At 63.6% G+C, this 18658-nt stretch carries 11 protein-coding genes and 3 pseudogenes; 8 read left to right on the top strand and 6 right to left on the bottom strand.

The genetic code is table 11. The annotated features are described in order from the left end of the window. Positions 1 to 6 precede the first annotated feature (6 nt). Positions 7 to 645, bottom strand: a pseudogene (locus tag IG196_RS28905) (2-oxo acid dehydrogenase subunit E2); the annotation flags it as partial. A gap of 55 nt (positions 646 to 700) precedes the next feature. Here IG196_RS28905 and IG196_RS28910 point away from each other — a divergent pair. Both IG196_RS28910 and IG196_RS32260 read left to right on the top strand, forming a co-directional pair. Further along, a complete protein-coding gene (locus IG196_RS28910) occupies positions 701 to 2125 on the top strand; it encodes an amidohydrolase (protein ID WP_011117157.1) in 1425 nt (474 codons plus the stop codon). A 243-nt stretch (positions 2126 to 2368) separates the two neighbouring features. Beyond that, positions 2369 to 2593 (top strand): amidase family protein, encoded by a 225-nt coding sequence (locus tag IG196_RS32260; protein ID WP_263864226.1) that lies wholly within the window; start codon positions 2369 to 2371, stop codon positions 2591 to 2593. A gap of 180 nt (positions 2594 to 2773) precedes the next feature. Here IG196_RS32260 and IG196_RS28920 read toward each other — a convergent pair whose 3' ends face one another. Together IG196_RS28920 and IG196_RS28925 are read right to left on the bottom strand one after the other, a co-directional pair. Then, entirely contained in the window at positions 2774 to 4321 is a 1548-nt protein-coding gene (locus tag IG196_RS28920; RefSeq protein WP_008328818.1) for an IS91-like element ISPps1 family transposase, read from the bottom strand. 108 nt (positions 4322 to 4429) lie between these two features. Further along, positions 4430 to 5644 (bottom strand): annotated as a pseudogene (locus IG196_RS28925) (dihydrolipoyl dehydrogenase family protein); the annotation flags it as partial. 136 nt (positions 5645 to 5780) lie between these two features. Here IG196_RS28925 and IG196_RS28930 point away from each other — a divergent pair. From IG196_RS28930 to IG196_RS28950, 5 genes and pseudogenes are all read left to right on the top strand, one after another. Beyond that, on the top strand, positions 5781 to 8696 hold the full coding sequence (locus tag IG196_RS28930; RefSeq protein WP_003049965.1) for a Tn3-like element IS1071 family transposase: 2916 nt from the start codon (positions 5781 to 5783) through the stop codon (positions 8694 to 8696). 143 nt (positions 8697 to 8839) lie between these two features. After that, positions 8840 to 9397, top strand: a pseudogene (locus IG196_RS28935) (branched-chain amino acid ABC transporter permease); the annotation flags it as partial. Between the two features lie 77 nt (positions 9398 to 9474). Beyond that, on the top strand, positions 9475 to 10806 hold the full coding sequence (locus IG196_RS28940; RefSeq protein ID WP_101491432.1) for an ABC transporter substrate-binding protein: 1332 nt from the start codon (positions 9475 to 9477) through the stop codon (positions 10804 to 10806). 96 nt (positions 10807 to 10902) lie between these two features. Continuing rightward, positions 10903 to 11715, top strand: a complete 813-nt coding sequence (locus IG196_RS28945; RefSeq protein ID WP_099793747.1) for an ABC transporter ATP-binding protein — start codon at positions 10903 to 10905, stop codon at positions 11713 to 11715. A gap of 46 nt (positions 11716 to 11761) precedes the next feature. Further along, positions 11762 to 13009 carry a phenylacetate--CoA ligase family protein gene (locus IG196_RS28950; protein ID WP_192194013.1) on the top strand — a complete coding sequence of 416 codons (1248 nt, stop codon included), beginning with the start codon at positions 11762 to 11764 and terminating at the stop codon, positions 13007 to 13009. 76 nt (positions 13010 to 13085) lie between these two features. Here the strand turns inward: IG196_RS28950 and IG196_RS28955 are convergent, their stop codons facing one another. Continuing rightward, positions 13086 to 14012 carry a hypothetical protein gene (locus IG196_RS28955; protein ID WP_192194014.1) on the bottom strand — a complete coding sequence of 309 codons (927 nt, stop codon included), beginning with the start codon at positions 14010 to 14012 and terminating at the stop codon, positions 13086 to 13088. Between the two features lie 67 nt (positions 14013 to 14079). Then, the gene (locus tag IG196_RS28960; protein WP_192194015.1) at positions 14080 to 15264 is read right to left on the bottom strand and encodes a M48 family metalloprotease; all 1185 of its coding nucleotides are present in this window, start codon (positions 15262 to 15264) and stop codon (positions 14080 to 14082) included. Positions 15265 to 15467: 203 nt separating this feature from the next. Here IG196_RS28960 and IG196_RS28965 point away from each other — a divergent pair, with 203 nt between their 5' ends. Further along, positions 15468 to 16442, top strand: coding sequence for a tripartite tricarboxylate transporter substrate-binding protein (locus IG196_RS28965; protein ID WP_159274813.1), 975 nt, complete (start codon positions 15468 to 15470; stop codon positions 16440 to 16442). A gap of 82 nt (positions 16443 to 16524) precedes the next feature. On the opposite strand, the gene IG196_RS28970 is transcribed toward IG196_RS28965, so the two are convergent. After that, positions 16525 to 18654, bottom strand: a complete 2130-nt coding sequence (locus IG196_RS28970; RefSeq protein ID WP_192194016.1) for a carboxypeptidase regulatory-like domain-containing protein — start codon at positions 18652 to 18654, stop codon at positions 16525 to 16527. Between the last annotated feature and the right edge of the window lie 4 nt (positions 18655 to 18658).

Raw genomic sequence — 18658 nt, forward strand, 5'->3', positions numbered from 1 at the left:
CTCGCGTTACATCACGATGCGGCGGAAGTCCGCCAGCAGCGAGGCAAAGTACACGTTGAAGCGCGCGGCGGCGGCGCCGTCGATCACGCGGTGGTCCCAGCTCAAGGAGAGGGGCAGCATCAGGCGTGGGGCGAATTGCTTGCCGTCCCACTTGGGTTCGATGCTGCTCTTGCACACGCCCATGATGGCGACTTCAGGCGCGTTGATGATGGGCGTGAAGTAACGGCCACCAATGCCGCCCAGCGAGCTGATGGAGAAGCATCCACCCTGCATGTCTGCCGGGGCCAGCTTGCCTTCGCGCGCCTTGGCGGCGAGTTCGCCCATTTCCTTGCTGATCTGGACGATGCCCTTCTGGTCGGCATCCTTGATGACGGGAACCACCAGGCCGTTGGGCGTGTCGGCCGCAAAGCCGATGTGAAAGTAGTTCTTCATCACCAGCTGGTCGCCGTCGAGCGAGCTGTTGAACTCGGGGAACTTCTTGAGCGCGGCCACAGCAGCCTTGATCATGAAGGCGAGCATGGTGACCTTGACGCCGCTCTTTTCGTTCTCTTTGTTGAACTGCACGCGAAAGGCTTCCAGGTCGGTGATGTCCGCGTCGTCGTGGTTGGTGACGTGCGGGATGACCACCCAGTTGCGGTGCAGGTTTTTCGATGGCATAATATCTGCGTTGCGACGTGTAACACACTATTGGAGACATATCATGCAAACGCTCAGCATCCAGCACGGTACCCTCGTCACGATGGATCAGTACCGCAGAGTCCTTGGGGATAGCTGGGTTCACGTGCAGGATGGACGGATCGTCGCGCTCGGAGTGCACGCCGAGTCGGTGCCTCCGCCAGCGGATCGGGTGATCGATGCACGCGGCAAGGTCGTGTTACCCGGTTTCATCAATGCCCACACCCATGTGAACCAGATCCTCCTGCGCGGAGGGCCCTCGCACGGGCGTCAATTCTATGACTGGCTGTTCAACGTTGTGTATCCGGGACAAAAGGCGATGAGACCGGAGGACGTAGCGGTGGCGGTGAGGTTGTATTGTGCGGAAGCTGTGCGCAGCGGGATTACGACGATCAACGAAAACGCCGATTCGGCCATCTACCCAGGCAACATCGAGGCCGCGATGGCGGTCTATGGTGAGGTGGGTGTGAGGGTCGTCTACGCCCGCATGTTCTTTGATCGGATGGACGGGCGCATTCAAGGGTATGTGGACGCCTTGAAGGCTCGCTCTCCCCAAGTCGAACTGTGCTCGATCATGGAGGAAACGGCTGTGGCCAAAGATCGGATCACAGCCCTGTCAGATCAGTATCATGGCACGGCAGGAGGTCGTATATCAGTTTGGCCCGCTCCTGCCACTACCACGGCGGTGACAGTTGAAGGAATGCGATGGGCACAAGCCTTCGCCCGTGATCGGGCGGTAATGTGGACGCTTCACATGGCGGAGAGCGATCATGATGAGCGGATTCATGGGATGAGTCCCGCCGAGTACATGGAGTGTTACGGACTCTTGGATGAGCGTCTGCAGGTCGCGCATTGCGTGTACTTTGACCGGAAGGATGTTCGGCTGCTGCACCGCCACAATGTGAAGGTCGCGTCGCAGGTTGTGAGCAATGCCTACCTCGGCTCAGGGGTGGCCCCCGTGCCAGAGATGGTGGAGCGCGGCATGGCCGTGGGCATTGGAACAGATAACGGGAATAGTAATGACTCCGTAAACATGATCGGAGACATGAAGTTTATGGCCCATATTCACCGCGCGGTGCATCGGGATGCGGACGTGCTGACCCCAGAGAAGATTCTTGAAATGGCGACGATCGATGGGGCGCGTTCGTTGGGAATGGACCACGAGATTGGTTCCATCGAAACCGGCAAGCGCGCGGACCTTATCCTGCTTGACCTGCGTCACCCTCAGACGACTCCTCACCATCATTTGGCGGCCACGATCGTGTTTCAGGCTTACGGCAATGAGGTGGACACTGTCCTGATTGACGGAAACGTTGTGATGGAGAACCGCCGCTTGAGCTTTCTTCCCCCTGAACGTGAGTTGGCGTTCCTTGAGGAAGCGCAGAGCCGCGCCACAGCTATTTTGCAGCGGGCGAACATGGTGGCTAACCCAGCTTGGCGCAGCCTCTAGGAAATGACGCCGTTGCTGCATCCGCCGCCCCTTGAGGAAATCGCTGCCATCTTGGCGCGGCTCGGATTGGGGGGCGGACATGACCTTGATGGATACAGAATTGCCATGAATGCGGCACTTCCGTCCTTCGCTCGTGTGGAATCGTTGGTAGGTGAGGGTCGACTGCGGGCGCCAGCTTCCCGAAGAGGTGAAAGGCCCGAGCCCGGTACGAATCCGACGAACGCGTGGTACCTGAGGACTTCCGTGCGCGAACATCAAAACGGATCCCTGGCAGGAATGCGGATCGCCCTGAAAGACAGCATCGCGCTGGCTGGAATAGGGATGCGCAACGGCTCGTCCCTGCTTGAGGGGTACACTCCCGAATACGATGCCACAGTCGTCCAGCGCCTATTGGGAGCGGGCGCGGAGATCGCCGGTAAAGCAGTCTGCGAGGATCTCTGCATTTCCGGTGCGAGCGAAAACGGATAGGAAATTCAACCGCATGAGGCCAAGTATGGCACGAGTTTTGGGCCTCGAAACACGTTCGGCCAAGGAAGGTTGAGCGCTCGCTTGCCGCTCAATGGCAAGAGCTTGGGAGGCAGTATGCATTTGGGCCTGGCGCGCGTGCAGCTGCTTCCCCGCAGCGATGGATACCGCCGCTTCACTGGGTCACCAATTGACGCGCTGGTCTACCTCGTCGGGTTGAGCTGCCAGATCCCAATCCGGCTCGCCTTGCGCACCATCATCCACCGGCGCGTCGCAGCCCTCCCACAGCGGTGGCCCGCGTGCCGGGGTGATGTGCGGGGGGGCAGACTCCACCCCGATGTGGTTCAGGATGTGGCGGATTTCGGCGCTGTGGGTGATGAAGGCAATGATGCGCATCTGCCCACCGCACATGGGGCACAGCAGCGGAAATGCCTCGTAGATGCGGGCAATCAGCACCGCCCACAAGTAATGCGCCGCTCGCTTCGGGCGTGCTTCAGGTTCGGGTGTGGGTGTGGCCGCGTTGCCCGGCGCCGCCACCCCAGGTACGCCCGCGCCAGGTTGTGCAGTCTCCACCGTGGCTGGTTGCGACGCAGCAGGCTGGGCCAGCGCCGTTACCGCCGCTCTCAGCGGCGAGTTTGGTGCCAGCACACCAAAGTAGCGGTGCCGGTGGGTGCGTGGCGGTGGCACCAGCGCGGCGATGCGGTCGATCAGTTCCAGCGGTGTGAGGTGCAGCTCATCTGCCTTGGCACCACGCTTGTCACTGGTGGGCTCGCTGCGCTGTTTGGCACAGCGGTACACCAGTTTGCTTCCCTCTTTGCGTAGGCGCTCCATGGAAAACGGTGGACGCGCGCAATAGCGCAGCAGCCGCTCCAGCGCAGCGCGGTCGTGGGCTTCGATGCAGACACCGGCGTCCACCGAGAAGCCGCTGTGTTTGTAGCCCAGCATGTCTTTGGCGTCACAGTTCTCCAGCAGGCCCCGAGCAACGAAGGCGCGCAGGATGCGTTTTTGCAGTGTGGTCTGCACTGGGGCCACGGTAGCCGCATCGATGCCGGTGGCCGCGTGAAAGATGACACCCGGCGATGAGATTCGAGGGGTCGCATCAGCATCGCCCTCGCCCTCCACTTCCTCAAACACCCCGTCCACCACACAAACGTGGAAGTGGACGTGTTCATTGAGGCTGGAGCCGAATCGGTGAATGAAGGCGATGGCACCGATGTGCAGGCCTGCCTTGTCCATATGGGCCGCACCGGGGCTGTGGGTCTGCAGAGTTTGTGCGATCACCCGCAGAAAGATGCGCAGCACCATGCTCAGCACCGCTCCGTCGCGTTGCATGAAGTACCGCAACCTCTTGGGCACGGAGAGCACCCACTGGCGCACCGGCAGGCGGGGGAATACGTGATCGTTCAGGTGCGCTGCTGTCTCCACCATGCGCCGGGTGGTGCACGAGGGGCAGACTCCCCGGCCTTTGCAGGAGAAGGCTACAAAGTAGTCGTGCCCACAGTCGCCGCAGCGAGCGCGGGCAAAGCCATGGGCAAAGATGCCGCACTCAAGATACTTGGCAAACGCTTTGCGCACGAAGGGCTTGGGGGTGTGGTGGTCGCCCTGGCCGTCGAACTGACCCGCGCTGGCCAACTCTAGCCAGGTCTCGTAGTGCTCGGCTACCGTTTGGTACAGCAGCGTGCGTTCGGGGTGGCGTGGGTTGTAGAGCTTGGGCTTGGAAGTGGCTGACATGAATGCTGTACAAATGCACAGTATTCTGCGGCGATTGTTTGGGTACGCAAAGCACAAGGCCCGAACCGTCGCCAGTTCGGGCCTTGTCAGGGTAGCTTGGCTGCGGACTTACTTGCGCGCAGGCGGCACATCCGTGCAGCTGCCATGCGCCACTTCCGCCGCCATGCCGATGCTCTCGCCCAGCGTCGGATGCGGGTGGATGGTCTTGCCGATGTCCACTGCGTCCGCACCCATCTCGATAGCCAGCGCGATCTCTCCGATCATGTCGCCCGCGTGGGTGCCGACCATGCCACCGCCCAGGATCTTGCCGTGGCCCCGGCCAGCATGGCCGTCTCCTGATCCTGCTTCGGGGCTGTCGTCGAACAGCAGCTTGGTGAAGCCTTCGTCGCGGCCGTTGGCAATGGCGCGGCCCGAGGCCGTCCAGGGGAACAGGCCCTTCTTGACCTTGATGCCTTGGGCCTTGGCCTGGTCTTCCGTCAGGCCCACCCAAGCCACTTCAGGGTCGGTGTAGGCCACGCTTGGGATCACGCGGGCGTTGAAGGCGGCGCTTGCCAGCTCTTTGTTGCCTTGCAGTTCACCGGCAATCACTTCTGCCGCCACGTGTGCCTCATGCACCGCCTTGTGCGCCAGCATGGGCTGCCCGACGATGTCGCCGATGGCGAAGATGTGCGGCACGTTGGTGCGCATCTGGATGTCGACGTTGATGAAACCGCGGTCCGTCACAGACACGCCGGCCTTTTCAGCGGCAATCTTCTTGCCGTTGGGCGTGCGGCCCACGGCCTGCAGCACCAGGTCGTACACCTGGGGTTCGGGGGTGGTGCCGCCCTCTTCCGCTGGCGCGAATGTGACCTTGATGCCTTCAGGTGTGGCCTCGGCACCCACGGTTTTCGTCTTCAACATGATGTTGTCGAAGCGCTTGGCGTTCATCTTCTGCCAGATCTTGACCAGGTCGCGGTCGGCGCCCTGCATCAGGCCGTCCATCATTTCCACCACATCCAGGCGTGCGCCCAGGGTGCTGTACACCGTGCCCATTTCCAGGCCGATGATGCCGCCGCCCAGGATGAGCATGCGTTTGGGCACGCCGCTGAGCGCCAGCGCGCCGGTGGAATCGACCACGCGCGGGTCGTTGGGCATGAACGGCAGGCGCACGGCCTGGCTGCCAGCGGCGATGATGGCGCGCTTGAAGGCGATGACCTTCTTGGTGCCCGTCTTCTCCTGGCCCGTGCCGGTGGTTTCTTCCACTTCGAGGTGGTTGGCGCCGACAAAGGCACCGTAGCCGCGAACGGTGGTGACCTTGCGCATTTTGGCCATGGCGGGGTCTCCTCGTTTTCAGTGCAATAAGTGACGGTACGCAAAGCTAGCACTGGCGCGGGGGTGGTCTGGGTAGACCGTTGATTTCATTGACTTTCCTGTTCGCTTTGTAAACGGGTATGGTGGCCTCCCACTTTTGAGGTTCACGATGCAGGGTTGGCACACAACGTTTTTGGGGATGCGTGGGCTCCCCCGCGATATCAGCGACTTCGAGATGAAGGCATTTTTCACCTTCGATGGTGCCGAGCGCGACGCAATCAATGCACGCCGAGGTGATTCCCACAAGCTTGGTCTGGCGCTCCATATTGGTTTCCTGCGCATGAGTGGGCGTTTGCTCGGTGCCTTTCGGGTAATTCCAGTAGCCTTGTGGCGCCACCTTGGCAACGAGCTTGGCATTGCAGCACCAGAAGTCGCCTCGCTGAGAGCCATGTATGAACGCGGGCGCACGCTATTCGATCACCAACAAGTAGCCTGCACGGTCCTTGGATTCCAGTGGATGAGCGAGCACCAGCGCCGCTCACTGGTACGTGAACTGCGCGACGAAGTGGCGCGCTGCGCCGACCGCGATCAGCTACTCGTGCGGGCGCGTCAATGGCTGTACAAGAACAAGCTGGTGATCGTGCACGAGCGGGCAATTCGGACACTGATTGCGGCGGCACTTGCCCAGCTTGAAGTTGAAACAGGCACCGCCATCGCCGCCAGCGTTGATCCAGCAACACTTGATCGCTGGCGAGCCTCAGTTTCAGAGCTGCGCCCAGATGGACAAACCCAGCAGAGTTGGCTATGGGCTGCACCGGCGAAACACTCAACCCGCCAAATCAGCGAGGTACTGGAGCGCATCGACCTGCTTTACACGCTGGACGTTCATAAGCACCTGGCAGACATCCCCGATCTCATCTTGCGCCGCTACGCGCGCCGACTTGTCTCCAGGCCGCCCTCAGCCGGAGCCAAGATCAAAGAGCCAGCGCGCACCGTGGAGGTCGCATGCTTTCTTCGGTATTGCCTGTTCACCACCACAGACCAGTTGATCCTTATGGTGCAGCGCCGGATCGCCGATCTGTGGCGTCAGGCTGCCGCCGATGTCCCCGCTACCGTCAATTGGGCCGCAATGTACAAAACGCTGCTCGGCGAACTTGTTGCCTTGAGCGCGCAAGGTGCGGTGCCAGATGCTGAGTTGCGTGCCCGTCTTGAAGCCTTGATCACCGAAACCCAGAAACGCAAACCACCGAGCAGGGCCTCCCTGGTCCGCGAGGGATTGATTGATGGAATTCGCCCCGTGCGGTCGTTGCTCGTCGCCATTGCAAAGCTGCCCTGGCAGGCCACCGGCGAGCATCCTGCCATCGAGTACCTTGCCAAGCTGCAAGCTTTATATCTCAAAGGATCCAGAAAGCTGCCAGTTGAAGTGGTGGCACCAAGTCTGGGAATGATCTGGCAGGTTTCGATCTCCAGCCCAGACCGGGAACGGGCGTTTCAGGCGTTGGAGGTGGCCACCCTGTTTGCCCTGCGCCGCGCGGTGCGCAATGGCTCGGTCTGGATTGAGCACAGCCTGAGCTTTCGGGGTCGTGCGCGCTTGTTCTTCACGGACGAGCGTTGGCAGGCAGAGTCCAAGAAACACTATGCCCGTCTATCGTTACCCAGCAAGGCTGCCACTTTCTTGAAGCCTTTGCTGGCCAGAGTAACTGCCGGTGTCGATGCGGTGGCCGCTGCAGCCCGCAGTGGCGTACTGCGCGTGGATGATGAACTCCATTTGTCGCCATTGCCCGCAGAGGACGAAGACCCAGAAGTGACCAAGCTGCGCGCGGCTTTGGATCACCGCATCGGTGAGGTTCAATTGCCGGAAGTGATTCTGGCCGTTGACGCCCAGGTGCGCTTTAGCTGGATCATGCTCGGACGTGAGCCGCGCTCTACCGACGAGCTGCTGATGGTCTATGCCGGCATCATGGCCCACGGCACCAGTCTGACTGCGGTCGAATGCGCGCGCATGATTCCGCAATTGTCTGCCACCAGCATTCGCCAGGCCATGCGCTGGGCGCGGGACGAACGGCGTCTGAGCCAGGCCTGCCAGGCTGTGCTGGAATTCATGCAGCGACACCCGATTGCCGCCACCTGGGGGCGGTCCGATTTGGCATCTTCTGACATGATGAGCATGGAGACCACCAAACGGGTGTGGCAAGCCCGGCTTGATCCTCGGCGCAACACACCTTCCATTGGAATCTACTCCCATGTAAAAGACCGGTGGGGCATCTTCCATGCGCAGCCCTTTGTGCTCAATGAGCGCCAGGCGGGCGTGGCCATTGAAGGTGTCATCCGCCAAGAAAAGCTGGAGACCAGCCAGCTTGCTGTGGATACCCATGGCTACACCGACTTTGCCATGTCACATGCCCGTTTGCTTGGTTTTGATCTTTGCCCGCGGTTGAAGGAACTCAAACAGCGCCACCTCTTTGTGCCACGCGGCACCAAAGTGCCCGCAGAAATCGCTGCGGTGTGCGAAGCCAATGTCGACGTCGCTTTGATCGAAAAGCATTGGGATAGTCTGGTGCACCTGGCAGCCTCGGTCATGAGCGGACATGCCAGTGCGGTGGCAGCTCTTGCGCGGTTCGGTTCTGCCGCCCAGGGCGATCCAATCTATGAGGCTGGCGTGCAATTGGGGCGGTTGCTGCGTACGGCGTTTTTGGCTGACTACTTTGTCAAGGACGCTTTCAGGAACGAGTTGCGCCGGGTGCTCAATCGGGGCGAGGCTGTTAACGCCCTCAAGCGCGCCATTTATACCGGCCGGATCAGCCCGGCGCAGGCCAAACGTGTCGATGAAATGCAGGCTGTGGCCGATGCGTTGAGCCTGATGGCCAACATCGTGATGGCGTGGAATACCTCACAGATGCAGGCGGTCCTGGATCGCTGGTCGAACCGCCGCCAGGTCATTCCACCGGAACTGATCGGGAAGATTGCGCCCACCAGGCTGGAGAGCATCAACTTGCGGGGTGTGTTTCGCTTCCCGGTTGACCGCTATGCTGACCAAATCCTGCCTTCGCGGCCAAATGCATCGATAACTGGCACCAATGGATGAAACCGACCACGGTTTGACGCCACGAATCGCAGATTTGAAAGTGAACAGGAAAGTCAATGAAATCAACGATCTACCAACACCACCTCCGCGCCAGTGCTAGCTTTTCGTACCGTCACTTATTGCACTGAAAACGAGGAGACCCCGTGTTCGGCGTGCCGATCGAATCGCCGGTGCAGAAGTATTTGTTCTGCCTGATCTTCGTGGTGGTGTTCGCACTGCTCGCCAAGAACCTGGTGCGCAGCGCCATCGGCCGCGAGTGGATGGCGATGCGCGACATGGACGTGGCCGCCGCGGTGATCGGCATCCGCCCGGTGTACGCCAAGCTCACGGCCTTTGCGGTGAGCAGCTTCATCGTCGGCGTGGCCGGCGCGCTGTGGGGCTTCATTCACCTGGGTGCGTGGGAGCCGGCGGCGTTCAGCATCGACCGCTCGTTCCAGCTGCTGTTCATGGTGATCATCGGCGGACTCGGCTCGATCATGGGCAGCTTCTTCGGCGCCGCCTTCATCGTGCTGCTGCCGCTCTTTCTGAACCAGCTGCCGGGGTGGCTGGGCTTCTCGATCTCGACCGCACTGGCCTCGCACCTGGAGACCATGATCTTCGGCGCGCTGATCGTGTTCTTCCTGATCGTCGAGCCGCACGGCCTGGCGCGGCTGTGGTCCACGGCCAAGGAAAAGCTGCGGCTGTGGCCCTTCCCGCACTGACTGACAACGCATTGCAAGAGTTCCCGTTCGTTCGCACGTAAAAACCGGCACCGAGGTGCCCACAAAAGGAGACAGGCATGACACTGAAATCGCTCGCTCTGACCGCCGCCCTGGTGGTCACCACCCTGGGCACGGCGCTGGCGCCGTCGCTGGTCCAGGCGCAGGCCAAGGAACAGTTCTTCCCGCTGCTGGTCTACCGCACCGGCCCCTACGCGCCCAACGGCACGCCTTGGGCCAACGGCAAGCAGGACTACATCAAGTACGTCAACGCCACCGGCGGCATGAATGGCGTGAAGATCGCCTACGAAGAATGCGAAACCGGCTACGCGACCGACAAGGGCGTCGAATGCTATGAGCGCCTGAAGGGCCGCCCGGGCGTTGCGTTGTTCGACCCGCAGGCCACCGGCATCACCTTCGCGCTGACCGACAAAGTGCCCACCGACAAGATCCCGCTCATCACGCTGGGCTACGGCCTCTCGGCCTCGCAAGACGGCGGCGTGTTCAAGTGGAACTTCCCGCTCATGGGCTCCTACTGGACCGCGGCCGACATCCTGATCCAGCACATCGGGAAAAAAGAAGGCGGCATGGACAAGCTCAAGGGCAAGAAGATCGCCCTCGTGTACCACGACTCGCCGTTCGGCAAGGAACCGATTCCGCTGCTGCAGGAGCGCGCCAAGCAGAACGGCTTCGAGCTGTCGCTCATCCCGGTGACCGCGCCCGGCGTGGAACAGAAGTCGGCCTGGCTGCAGGTGCGCCAGTCGCGTCCTGACTTCGTGCTGCTGTGGGGCTGGGGCGTGATGAACTCCACCGCGCTGAAGGAAGCCGTGGCCACGGGCTACCCGCGCGAGAAGATGTACGGCGTGTGGTGGGCCGGCGCCGAACCTGATGTGAAGGACGTCGGTGCCAACGCCAAGGGCTACAACGCGCTGGCGCTGAACACCTCGGGCACGCAGCCGAAGGTGATCCAGGACATCCTGAAGCAAGTGCACGACAAGGGCCAGGGCACGGGTCCGAAGGACGAAGTGGGCTCGGTGCTCTACACGCGCGGCGTGATCATCCAGATGCTGACCATCGAGGCCGTCAAGCGTGCGCAAGAGCGCTTCGGCAAGGGCAAGGTCATGACCGGCGAGCAAGTGCGCTGGGGCATGGAGAACCTCGCACTCGACCAGAAGAAGCTCGACGCCCTCGGCTTCTCGGGCGTGATGCGTCCGGTGAGCACCTCGTGCCAGGACCACATGGGCTCGACCTGGGCGCGTGTCCACACCTGGGACGGCGCGAAGTGGGGCGGCATGTCCGACTGGTATGAGGCCGACAGCCAGATCATCAAGCCGATGGTGAAGGCTGCTGCCGACAAGTACGCGGGCGAGAAGAAGCTCACCCGTCGCGAAGCGGCCGACTGCCAATCCTGATGCACTGACCCAAAAGAAAGTGCCGTGGCGGCTCGCAAGAGCCGCCATTCGCAAGGACGGCGATGTGCCGTTCTTGCGAATGCTTCGGACCACACCATGAGCGAACCCAAGATCCTTCTCAACGTCAACGGCATCGAGGTTATCTATAACCACGTGATCCTCGTGCTCAAGGGCGTGTCGCTGACCGTGCCCGAAAGCGGCATCGTCGCGCTGCTCGGCGGCAACGGCGCCGGCAAGACGACCACCTTGCGCGCCGTGAGCAACCTGCTCGCAGGCGAACGCGGCGCCGTGACCAAGGGCACCATCGAGCTGCGCGGCGAGCGCATCGAGGCGCTGTCGCCGGCCGAGCTGGTCAAGCGCGGGCTGATCCAGGTGATGGAAGGCCGCCACTGCTTCGCCCACCTGACCATCGAAGAGAACCTGATGACGGGCGCCTACACGCGCACCGACGGCAAGGCCGCGGTGCTGGAGACGCTGGAGAAGGTCTACGCGTACTTTCCGCGCCTGAAGACGCGCCGCAGCTCGCAGGCGGCCTACACCTCGGGCGGCGAACAGCAGATGTGCGCCATCGGCCGCGCGCTGATGGCCAACCCGACCATGGTGCTGCTCGACGAACCCTCGATGGGCCTGGCGCCGCAGATCGTCGAAGAGGTGTTCGAGATCGTCAAAGACCTGAACACCAAGGAGAAGGTGACCTTCCTCCTGGCCGAGCAGAACACCAACATGGCGCTGCGCTACGCCGACTACGGCTACATCCTGGAAAACGGCCGCATCGTGATGGACGGCGAGGCCAAGAGCCTGCGCGAGAACGAGGACGTGAAGGAGTTCTACCTCGGCGTGGGCGGCGCGGACCGCAAGAGCTTCCGCGACGTCAAGAGCTACAAGCGGCGCAAGCGTTGGCTGGCCTGAAGTACCCACCCCAGAGCGACCGAATCGATAGACGAAGGGTACGGACATGAACGACCACTACGACACACTGGAAATCCGCGACCCCGCCGAACGCGAACGGGACCTGCTGGCCGCGCTGCCCAAGCAGATCGCCCAGGCCCAGACCGCCTCTCCCGCGTTCACGAAGATCCTCGACGGTGTGAAACCCGGCGACGTCATCTCGCGTGAAGCACTCACGAAGCTGCCCGTCACGCGCAAGTCGGAACTGCTCGAGTTGCAGAAGGCACGTCGCGCCGACGACCCCTTCGGCGGCTTTGCGTCGATCGTGCGCGGGCCGCGCATGCCGCGCATCTTCGCGAGCCCCGGCACCATCTACGAACCCGAGGGCGAGGCGCGCGACTACTGGCGCACCGCACGGGCGCTGCATGCGGCGGGCTTTCGCGGCGGCGAGCTGATCCACAACAGCTTCAGCTACCACATGACGCCGGCCGGCTCGATCATGGAAAGCGGCGCGCACGCCATGGGCTGCACCATCTTCGCGGGCGGCACCGGCCAGACCGAGCAGCAGCTCGAAGCCATCGTCGACCTCAAGCCCGACGGCTACGCGGGCACGCCGAGCTTTTTGAAAATCCTGCTCGAGAAGGCCGAGGAAAAAGGCCAGAAGCTGCCGTGGTTCACCAAGGCGCTCGTGTCCGGTGAGGCCTTTCCGCCCAGTCTGCACGACTGGATTGCCGCGCACGGCGTGCAGGGCATCCAGTGCTACGCCACCGCCGACCTGGGCCTCATCGCGTATGAAACCAGCGCGCGCCAGGGCCTGGTGATCGACGAGGGCGTGCTGGTCGAGATCGTGCGTCCCGGCACCGGCGACCCGGTGCCCGACGGCGAGGTGGGCGAGATCGTCGTCACCACCTTCAACCCCGACTACCCGCTGGTGCGCTTCGGCACCGGCGACCTCTCGGCCGTGCTCGCGGGCACCTGCCCCACGGGCCGCACCAACAAGCGCATCAAGGGCTGGCTCGGCCGCGCCGACCAGACCACCAAGGTGCGCGGCATGTTCGTGCACCCCTCGCAGGTCGCCGAGGTCGTGCGGCGCTTTCCCGAGATCGTGCGTGCGCGCCTCGTGGTGTCAGGCGAGATGGGCGACGACCAGATGACCTTCAAGCTCGAATGCGCCGGCGCCCCGGCCGGGCTCGACGCGCGCATTGCCGACGCGGTGCGCGAAGTGACCAAACTGCGCGGCACCATCGAACTGGTGGCGCCGGGCACCTTGCCGAACGACGGCAAGGTGATCGAGGACGCGCGCAGCTACAGGTAGGGGCGCCGCGCGGGCCGGCTGCAAGGGGCTTTCACATGGCCCTCATGCACACGGTCCTTTAGATCCTTTGCCTTTCTCAAAGCGAAGAGATCACCTCAACGATGGCACTCTCCGTTGGCACGCGCTTCACGGCCCCCGTCTTTGGGTCATACAGGATCACGGCCTTGCTCAACGCGAAAACGACTCGCCCGCGTATTTCGGTATCGCCTTCCGTGAACTTGATGGAGACACACTGCGCAGTCGTCGCTTCTTCTTTCGTCGCTTCTTCTTTCGTTGTTGCTTCATCGGGCCACTGCGGACGAATCAGACGTTGGTATCGATTTCTGACAGGATCACAACCCTTGGGCGCGACCACGTACCGATCGATATGTGCTTCGCCCGCAGTCATTCCCAAGACCGGGACAAACGTCAACGCGACGGCCATCAAGATGATGATGGCGACCCCAGCCAGCATCGCGAACGGCGTCACGACGATGCCTACTGGCAACCACCAGGTCTGCTTCAACGCGATGAGAAAGCTGGGCGCCTTGTTGTCCGAATTGGACGTCGAGGACGATGTATCCGATGCGGTGTCGCGTCCAGCCCGCTTTCCGCGTCGAGACAGAAAGACTGCAAAAACCGGCCAAGCCACTAGCAGGATGATCGCCGCAGGGATCGTGCTCTTCAACACTTGGCCGTAAAGAGAAAAGCTACTGAAGGCCTCCAATCCCTTCGAGACGATCTGAAGGATCACCCACGTCGACAAGTCAAGCATGTCCATTGTCGAGTCGATCAACTGGGCACGAGGCATTCCGAATCGCCCCTCTGCAGAAAGTGCAACCCCATAGCCGAGTAGCGCGAGCAAGACCCCCAAGAAAGAAATTGTCGTCAGGAGGCTTGCAACACTAAAGACGGATCCGCCGCCATCGCTCCCTGCGACTTTCTGCACCTGCGGCGTTGGTGCCTGATCTGCGTCCGTCCCTCTTGGTACGGCCGGTTGCCGCGACTGTTTACCGTTGCCCATCAAATGCCTCTCCCGTTTTTTTAGATTGAAAGACGGAAGCCATCGGCCCCCGCCTCGCTCCCTCACGCTACTTCTTGCAACTCGCCGGCAACGCCTTGTCCCTCAACCCGTCCCCCGCGCTGCAGTGCCACGCGATGCCCGCGTCGGTCGACGACGGCTCCATGCGCAGCGTGCCCTTGGGCGTGGTCACTTCCACCACCATGCTGTCGGGGTCGAGCGTGAGCGTCGCGCCGTTGGGCAGGTTGCCCGGCAGGCCGACGGCGGCCAGGGTGTCGGGGATCTCGGCCTTTTCTTCGTAGTGGCGCGTGAGCGCGTCGCGCACCGGCGCGCCCTCGGACCAGGCCTGCGCGACGACGGCGCGGGTCTGGTACTCCTGGTAGGCCGGGATGGCTGCAGCCGCCATGACGCCGATGACAGCCACCACGATCAGCACACCCGCCGCGCCGCCGCCGGCCCGGCCGGCATACGGCACGAAGAGCGCGAGCAGGTACGCCACCGGGTTGCGCTCGGGCAGCTTGGCGCCCGGGTCGATGGCGCGGGCGACGCGCTTGGTGAGCCAGGGATAGCCGCCGATCAGTTCGTGGAACGAGCCCCAGAAGCCGCGGTTGCCGGCCGACTGGGCCGCGTAGCGCTGCAGGTTCACGTTGCGCCACTGCTGCGCACCGGCGGCCAATGCCACCAGCGCGCGCGGCGCGGAGTCGACCTCGCGGCAGCAGGCGGCGCCGTGCAGGTCGCAGGTGTATTCCTTGGCGCGCGCATAGGCCGCGCCCAGCAGCGGCAGCCAGAGCACGGGGGCGCGCCAGATATGGCCCGTGAGGTGGCCGCGGCGGATGTGGCCCAGCTCGTGGCCCATGTAGAAGTGGATGCCGTCGGGCTGCGCCTCCATGGCGTCGACCACGTCGGACAGCAGCACCACGAAGTTGCGGCCGAAAAAGCGCGTGGCAAAGGCGTTGAACATGCCGTCGCCGTGCAGCAGGTAGGCCTCGGGCGGCTGCGCGATGCCCAGGCGGGTGCAGCAGTCGACAAAGCGCGCGTGCAGCTCGGGCAGTTGCTGGGGCGACAGCTTCACGCCCGTGCCCTTGATCCAGGCGATGACCGCCGACTGCGCGAACACGTAGCCGATGAAGCCCAGCAGCACGTACAGCAGCGCAATGCCCAGCGTGCCGACGACGATCAGCGCCCAGGCCAGCAGGCCCAGAACGAGCGTGAGTTTGCCGAGCCAGCGCTCGCGCGGATAGACCCAGGGATCCATTGGTTTCTTCTCCTCGATGCCGCCCGTCGGGCTGGCCTGTTTGTGGTTGTGATCACCCCGGCGCGGGTGCGCGGGACGGGCGTGATCATGCCCCAGCATGGGGCGAAAACGGTGACATTCCTAAGGGCTATTCGGTATGGGTCAGGCCCCGGTCAGCCGATAAGATCGCGACCCTTTCCATTCAAAATTCCGTCGGAGACATCATGAAGAAACTGTTTGCCCTTGCGGCGATTGCCGCGGCCGCCGTCGGCGCACACGCCCAGGATTTCCCCGCAGGCAAGCCCGTGACGCTGGTGGTGCCTTTCTCGGCCGGCGGCCCGACCGACCGCGTGGCCCGCGACCTGGCCGAATCGCTGCAGAAGACGCTGGGCACCACGATCATCGTGGACAACACCGCCGGCGCCGGCAGCTCGATCGGCACCGCCAAGGTGGCCCGCGCCAACCCCGACGGCTACACGCTGCTGCTGAACCACATCGGCATGTCGACGATGCCGGCGCTGTACCGCAAGCTGCCGTTCAACGTCGAGAACGACTTCGAATACCTCGGCATGGTCAATGAAGTGCCGATGACGCTGATCGGCAAGCCCGGCCTGCCCGCCAACAACTACAAGGAACTGACGACCTGGATCAATGCCAACAAGGGCAAGATCAACCTGGGCAACGCCGGCCTGGGCGCTGCGTCGCACCTGTGCGGCCTGCTGTTCCAGAGCGCGCTGAAGATCGAGATGACGCCCGTGCCGTACAAGGGCACCGCGCCGGCCATCGCCGACCTGCTGGGCGGCCAGATCGACCTGCTGTGCGACCAGACCACCAACACCACGTCGCAGATCGAGGCCAAGAAGGTCAAGGCCTACGCCGTGACCACCAGCAAGCGCCTGACCACGCCCGCGCTGAAAGACCTGCCCACGCTCGACGAGTCGGGCCTGAAGGGCTTCGAAGTGTCGATCTGGCACGGCGTGTACGCTCCCAAGGGCACGCCCGCACCGGTGCTGAAGAAGGTCAACGAGGCCATCAAGGCCGCCATGAAGGACCCGGCCTTCATCAAGCGCCAGGAAGGCCTGGGCGCCGTGATCACCACCGACAAGCGCGTCGAGCCCGCCGAGCACAAGAAGTTCGTCTCGGCTGAAATCGCCAAGTGGGGTCCGATCATCAAGGCGGCCGGCGTTTACGCCGACTGATCCTTTCGGTCTCTCCAAGAAGAAAGCCGCCGGCCCTTTCGGGCCGGCGGCTTTTTTCATCCGGTGTGACAGCAGGAAAAAATCAGGGAGGCGAGTAGGTCCACGCCTCGAAGTTCTTGCGCACATCGACCTGGCGCGCGGTGCGTGCCGAGAAGATGAAGCTGCTGACCGACGCGCCCTGCGCGTACTGCCAGGCGTTGTTGCCCACGCTCACGCAGTGGTTGTCGCTCGGCGAGTTCACGGGCTGGCAGTAGATGACGGCCTTGCGCGCGGAGGTGCGCACGGTGATCGAGTCGGTGAAGCGGTTGTTGTTCGGACCACGGCCGGCCACCAGGAAGGTGGTCGGGGCGTAGGCACCGCTGGGCACCGACCAGCCGTCGAGGTTGCCCTCGGCGCTGAAGTCGATGTTGTTAGCGCTGGGGTCGGACGGAACCGGCGCGCCGAACACGATGCCGCGCGGAACGCCGTCGATTTCCGACATCAGCTCGGCGCGCAGGGCCGGCGTCATTTCCACGGTCGGCAGTTGCACCGCCTCGGCGATGGTCGGCGCGCGCGAGAAGGTGCGCGCGTACTGCACCGGGTTGGTCCCGCCGGCCGCCAGGAAGAACTCGAGCTTCCAGACCGTCTGATCGGGAATGGCGCCCAACTGCGCGTCGTCGAACTGCGGCGCTGCAAAAAGATTGCCGGTCTCGACACTGCTCGGATTGCCGCCTTGTGCCGGGTCCACATAGCGCGCGGCCATACGCCACACCCCGGAGTTCACCGCGCCGTTGACGGTGCCGTCGGTGGTGAGCACCAGGCTGCTCAGCCCGGGCCGCGGCACGAGGACCAGTTCACGGCCCGGCAGCGCGGACGAGGTGGCCACCACCTTCGTGAAGATCGAGTCGCCGTTGCCGTCGAGCACGTTGTCCACTGACAGGTTGTAGCCCGTGGCGTGGTACTTCAGGCTCGCGTGCTTGAGGAAGTCCTTCAGCTCCTGCTGCGGGCGCACGGCGGCGCGGTAGGCGTTGCTGTTGCCGGTGAGCTTGAGCGCGCCATTCACGACCTTGGCGTTGAACACGTCGTTGTCGGTGTTGCCCACGCTGTCGGTCCAGCGGTAGGTGAGCGCGACGTCGCCGCTCGGGTAGAAGTATTCGAAGTTGCCGCGGTCGTGCTTCAGGTTGGTGGGGCCGAAGCGGAACAGGCTTTCGAAGGGCCGGCGCGGGCCGCTCGACGCGCGGCCGATGTGCAGGCCGGCCGTCACGAAGCTGGCTGGGTCGTCGCCCACGAACAGCGTGCGGCAGGCCGGCGCGACCACGTTGACGGCCTCGCCGAAGGCGTTGCCGTCGGAGCCGATGGTGCTGTCCACGCGCTCGTTCAGCGGCAGCGCGTAGCAGGCGTTGAGGCGGTCGAGCAGGTCTTTCACCATCGCCGGCGTGGGCGGCTGCACGAGGGCCGCCACATCGACCGCGGGCAGCGGCGCGATGCTGCTCTCGCCGGTGCGGAAGACGATGGACACCGGCGCGCTCTCTTCGCTCGCGGGCTGCGCCTTGACGGTGATCTCGATGTTGGCGGCCGTGCCGTCGGGGCGCACCGAGACGTTCAACGTGTCGAGCACGCGGTCTTGTCCCGTGCCGTTGGCCTGGAACTCGCCGCTCATCGGGTCGATGCTGAGGTTGAGCGCGTCCAGCAGCGGCTTCAGCGCCGCCACGAGTTTCGCCACCTGGTCGCTGATGGCGCCCGGCGTGACAGCGCCGGCATCGGCCTGCACGGCGGCGGCCAGCTTCGACGGGTCGCCGTTGGGCGACAGCTGCGCCACCACGACGGTGGTCAGCGGCGTCACGTTGGTGGTGCCGGTGGCGGTGCTGGCGGTGGTGCTGTAGAGCGTGAGGTCGTCGCGCACGGCCTGGATCACCAGCGGCGCCTTGGTGCCGGCGGGCAGCACGCAGCTGTAGGAGCCCTCGGCCGGCACGGTCACTTCGCAGACCTTGGCGCCGGTCTGGTCGAACACGGTGAGTGCGGCGCCGGCAAAGGCCGCGCCGGTGGCGACGGTGCCGCTCAGCGTGCCGGGCGACTCGGCGGCGGGCGGGGTGCCGCCGTTGCCGGTGCCCGTGCCGACGGGGAATGCAAAGCCACCACCGCCTCCGCCACCCCCTCCGCCGCCGCAGGCGCCGAGGATCAACAGGGTGGCAAGGGACAGGGCGTGGGGAATTCTGGAGGTGGGATGAGGCATCGTG

Origin of the sequence: Variovorax sp. 38R (genome assembly GCF_014843395.1) — a bacterium.
In the GTDB taxonomy this organism is placed as follows: Bacteria; Pseudomonadota; Gammaproteobacteria; order Burkholderiales; family Burkholderiaceae_C; genus Variovorax; species Variovorax paradoxus_H.

What these genes read in the sequence shown, in the direction of transcription:
- IG196_RS28910 (WP_011117157.1), top strand. Translation starts at nt 701, where the DNA reads ATGCAAACGCTCAGCATCCAGCACGGTACCCTCGTCACGATGGATCAG.
- IG196_RS28920 (WP_008328818.1), bottom strand. Translation starts at nt 4,321, where the DNA reads ATGTCAGCCACTTCCAAGCCCAAGCTCTACAACCCACGCCACCCCGAA.
- IG196_RS28930 (WP_003049965.1), top strand. Translation starts at nt 5,781, where the DNA reads ATGCAGGGTTGGCACACAACGTTTTTGGGGATGCGTGGGCTCCCCCGC.
- IG196_RS28940 (WP_101491432.1), top strand. Translation starts at nt 9,475, where the DNA reads ATGACACTGAAATCGCTCGCTCTGACCGCCGCCCTGGTGGTCACCACC.
- IG196_RS28945 (WP_099793747.1), top strand. Translation starts at nt 10,903, where the DNA reads ATGAGCGAACCCAAGATCCTTCTCAACGTCAACGGCATCGAGGTTATC.
- IG196_RS28950 (WP_192194013.1), top strand. Translation starts at nt 11,762, where the DNA reads ATGAACGACCACTACGACACACTGGAAATCCGCGACCCCGCCGAACGC.
- IG196_RS28955 (WP_192194014.1), bottom strand. Translation starts at nt 14,012, where the DNA reads ATGGGCAACGGTAAACAGTCGCGGCAACCGGCCGTACCAAGAGGGACG.
- IG196_RS28960 (WP_192194015.1), bottom strand. Translation starts at nt 15,264, where the DNA reads ATGGATCCCTGGGTCTATCCGCGCGAGCGCTGGCTCGGCAAACTCACG.
- IG196_RS28965 (WP_159274813.1), top strand. Translation starts at nt 15,468, where the DNA reads ATGAAGAAACTGTTTGCCCTTGCGGCGATTGCCGCGGCCGCCGTCGGC.
- IG196_RS28970 (WP_192194016.1), bottom strand. Translation starts at nt 18,654, where the DNA reads ATGCCTCATCCCACCTCCAGAATTCCCCACGCCCTGTCCCTTGCCACC.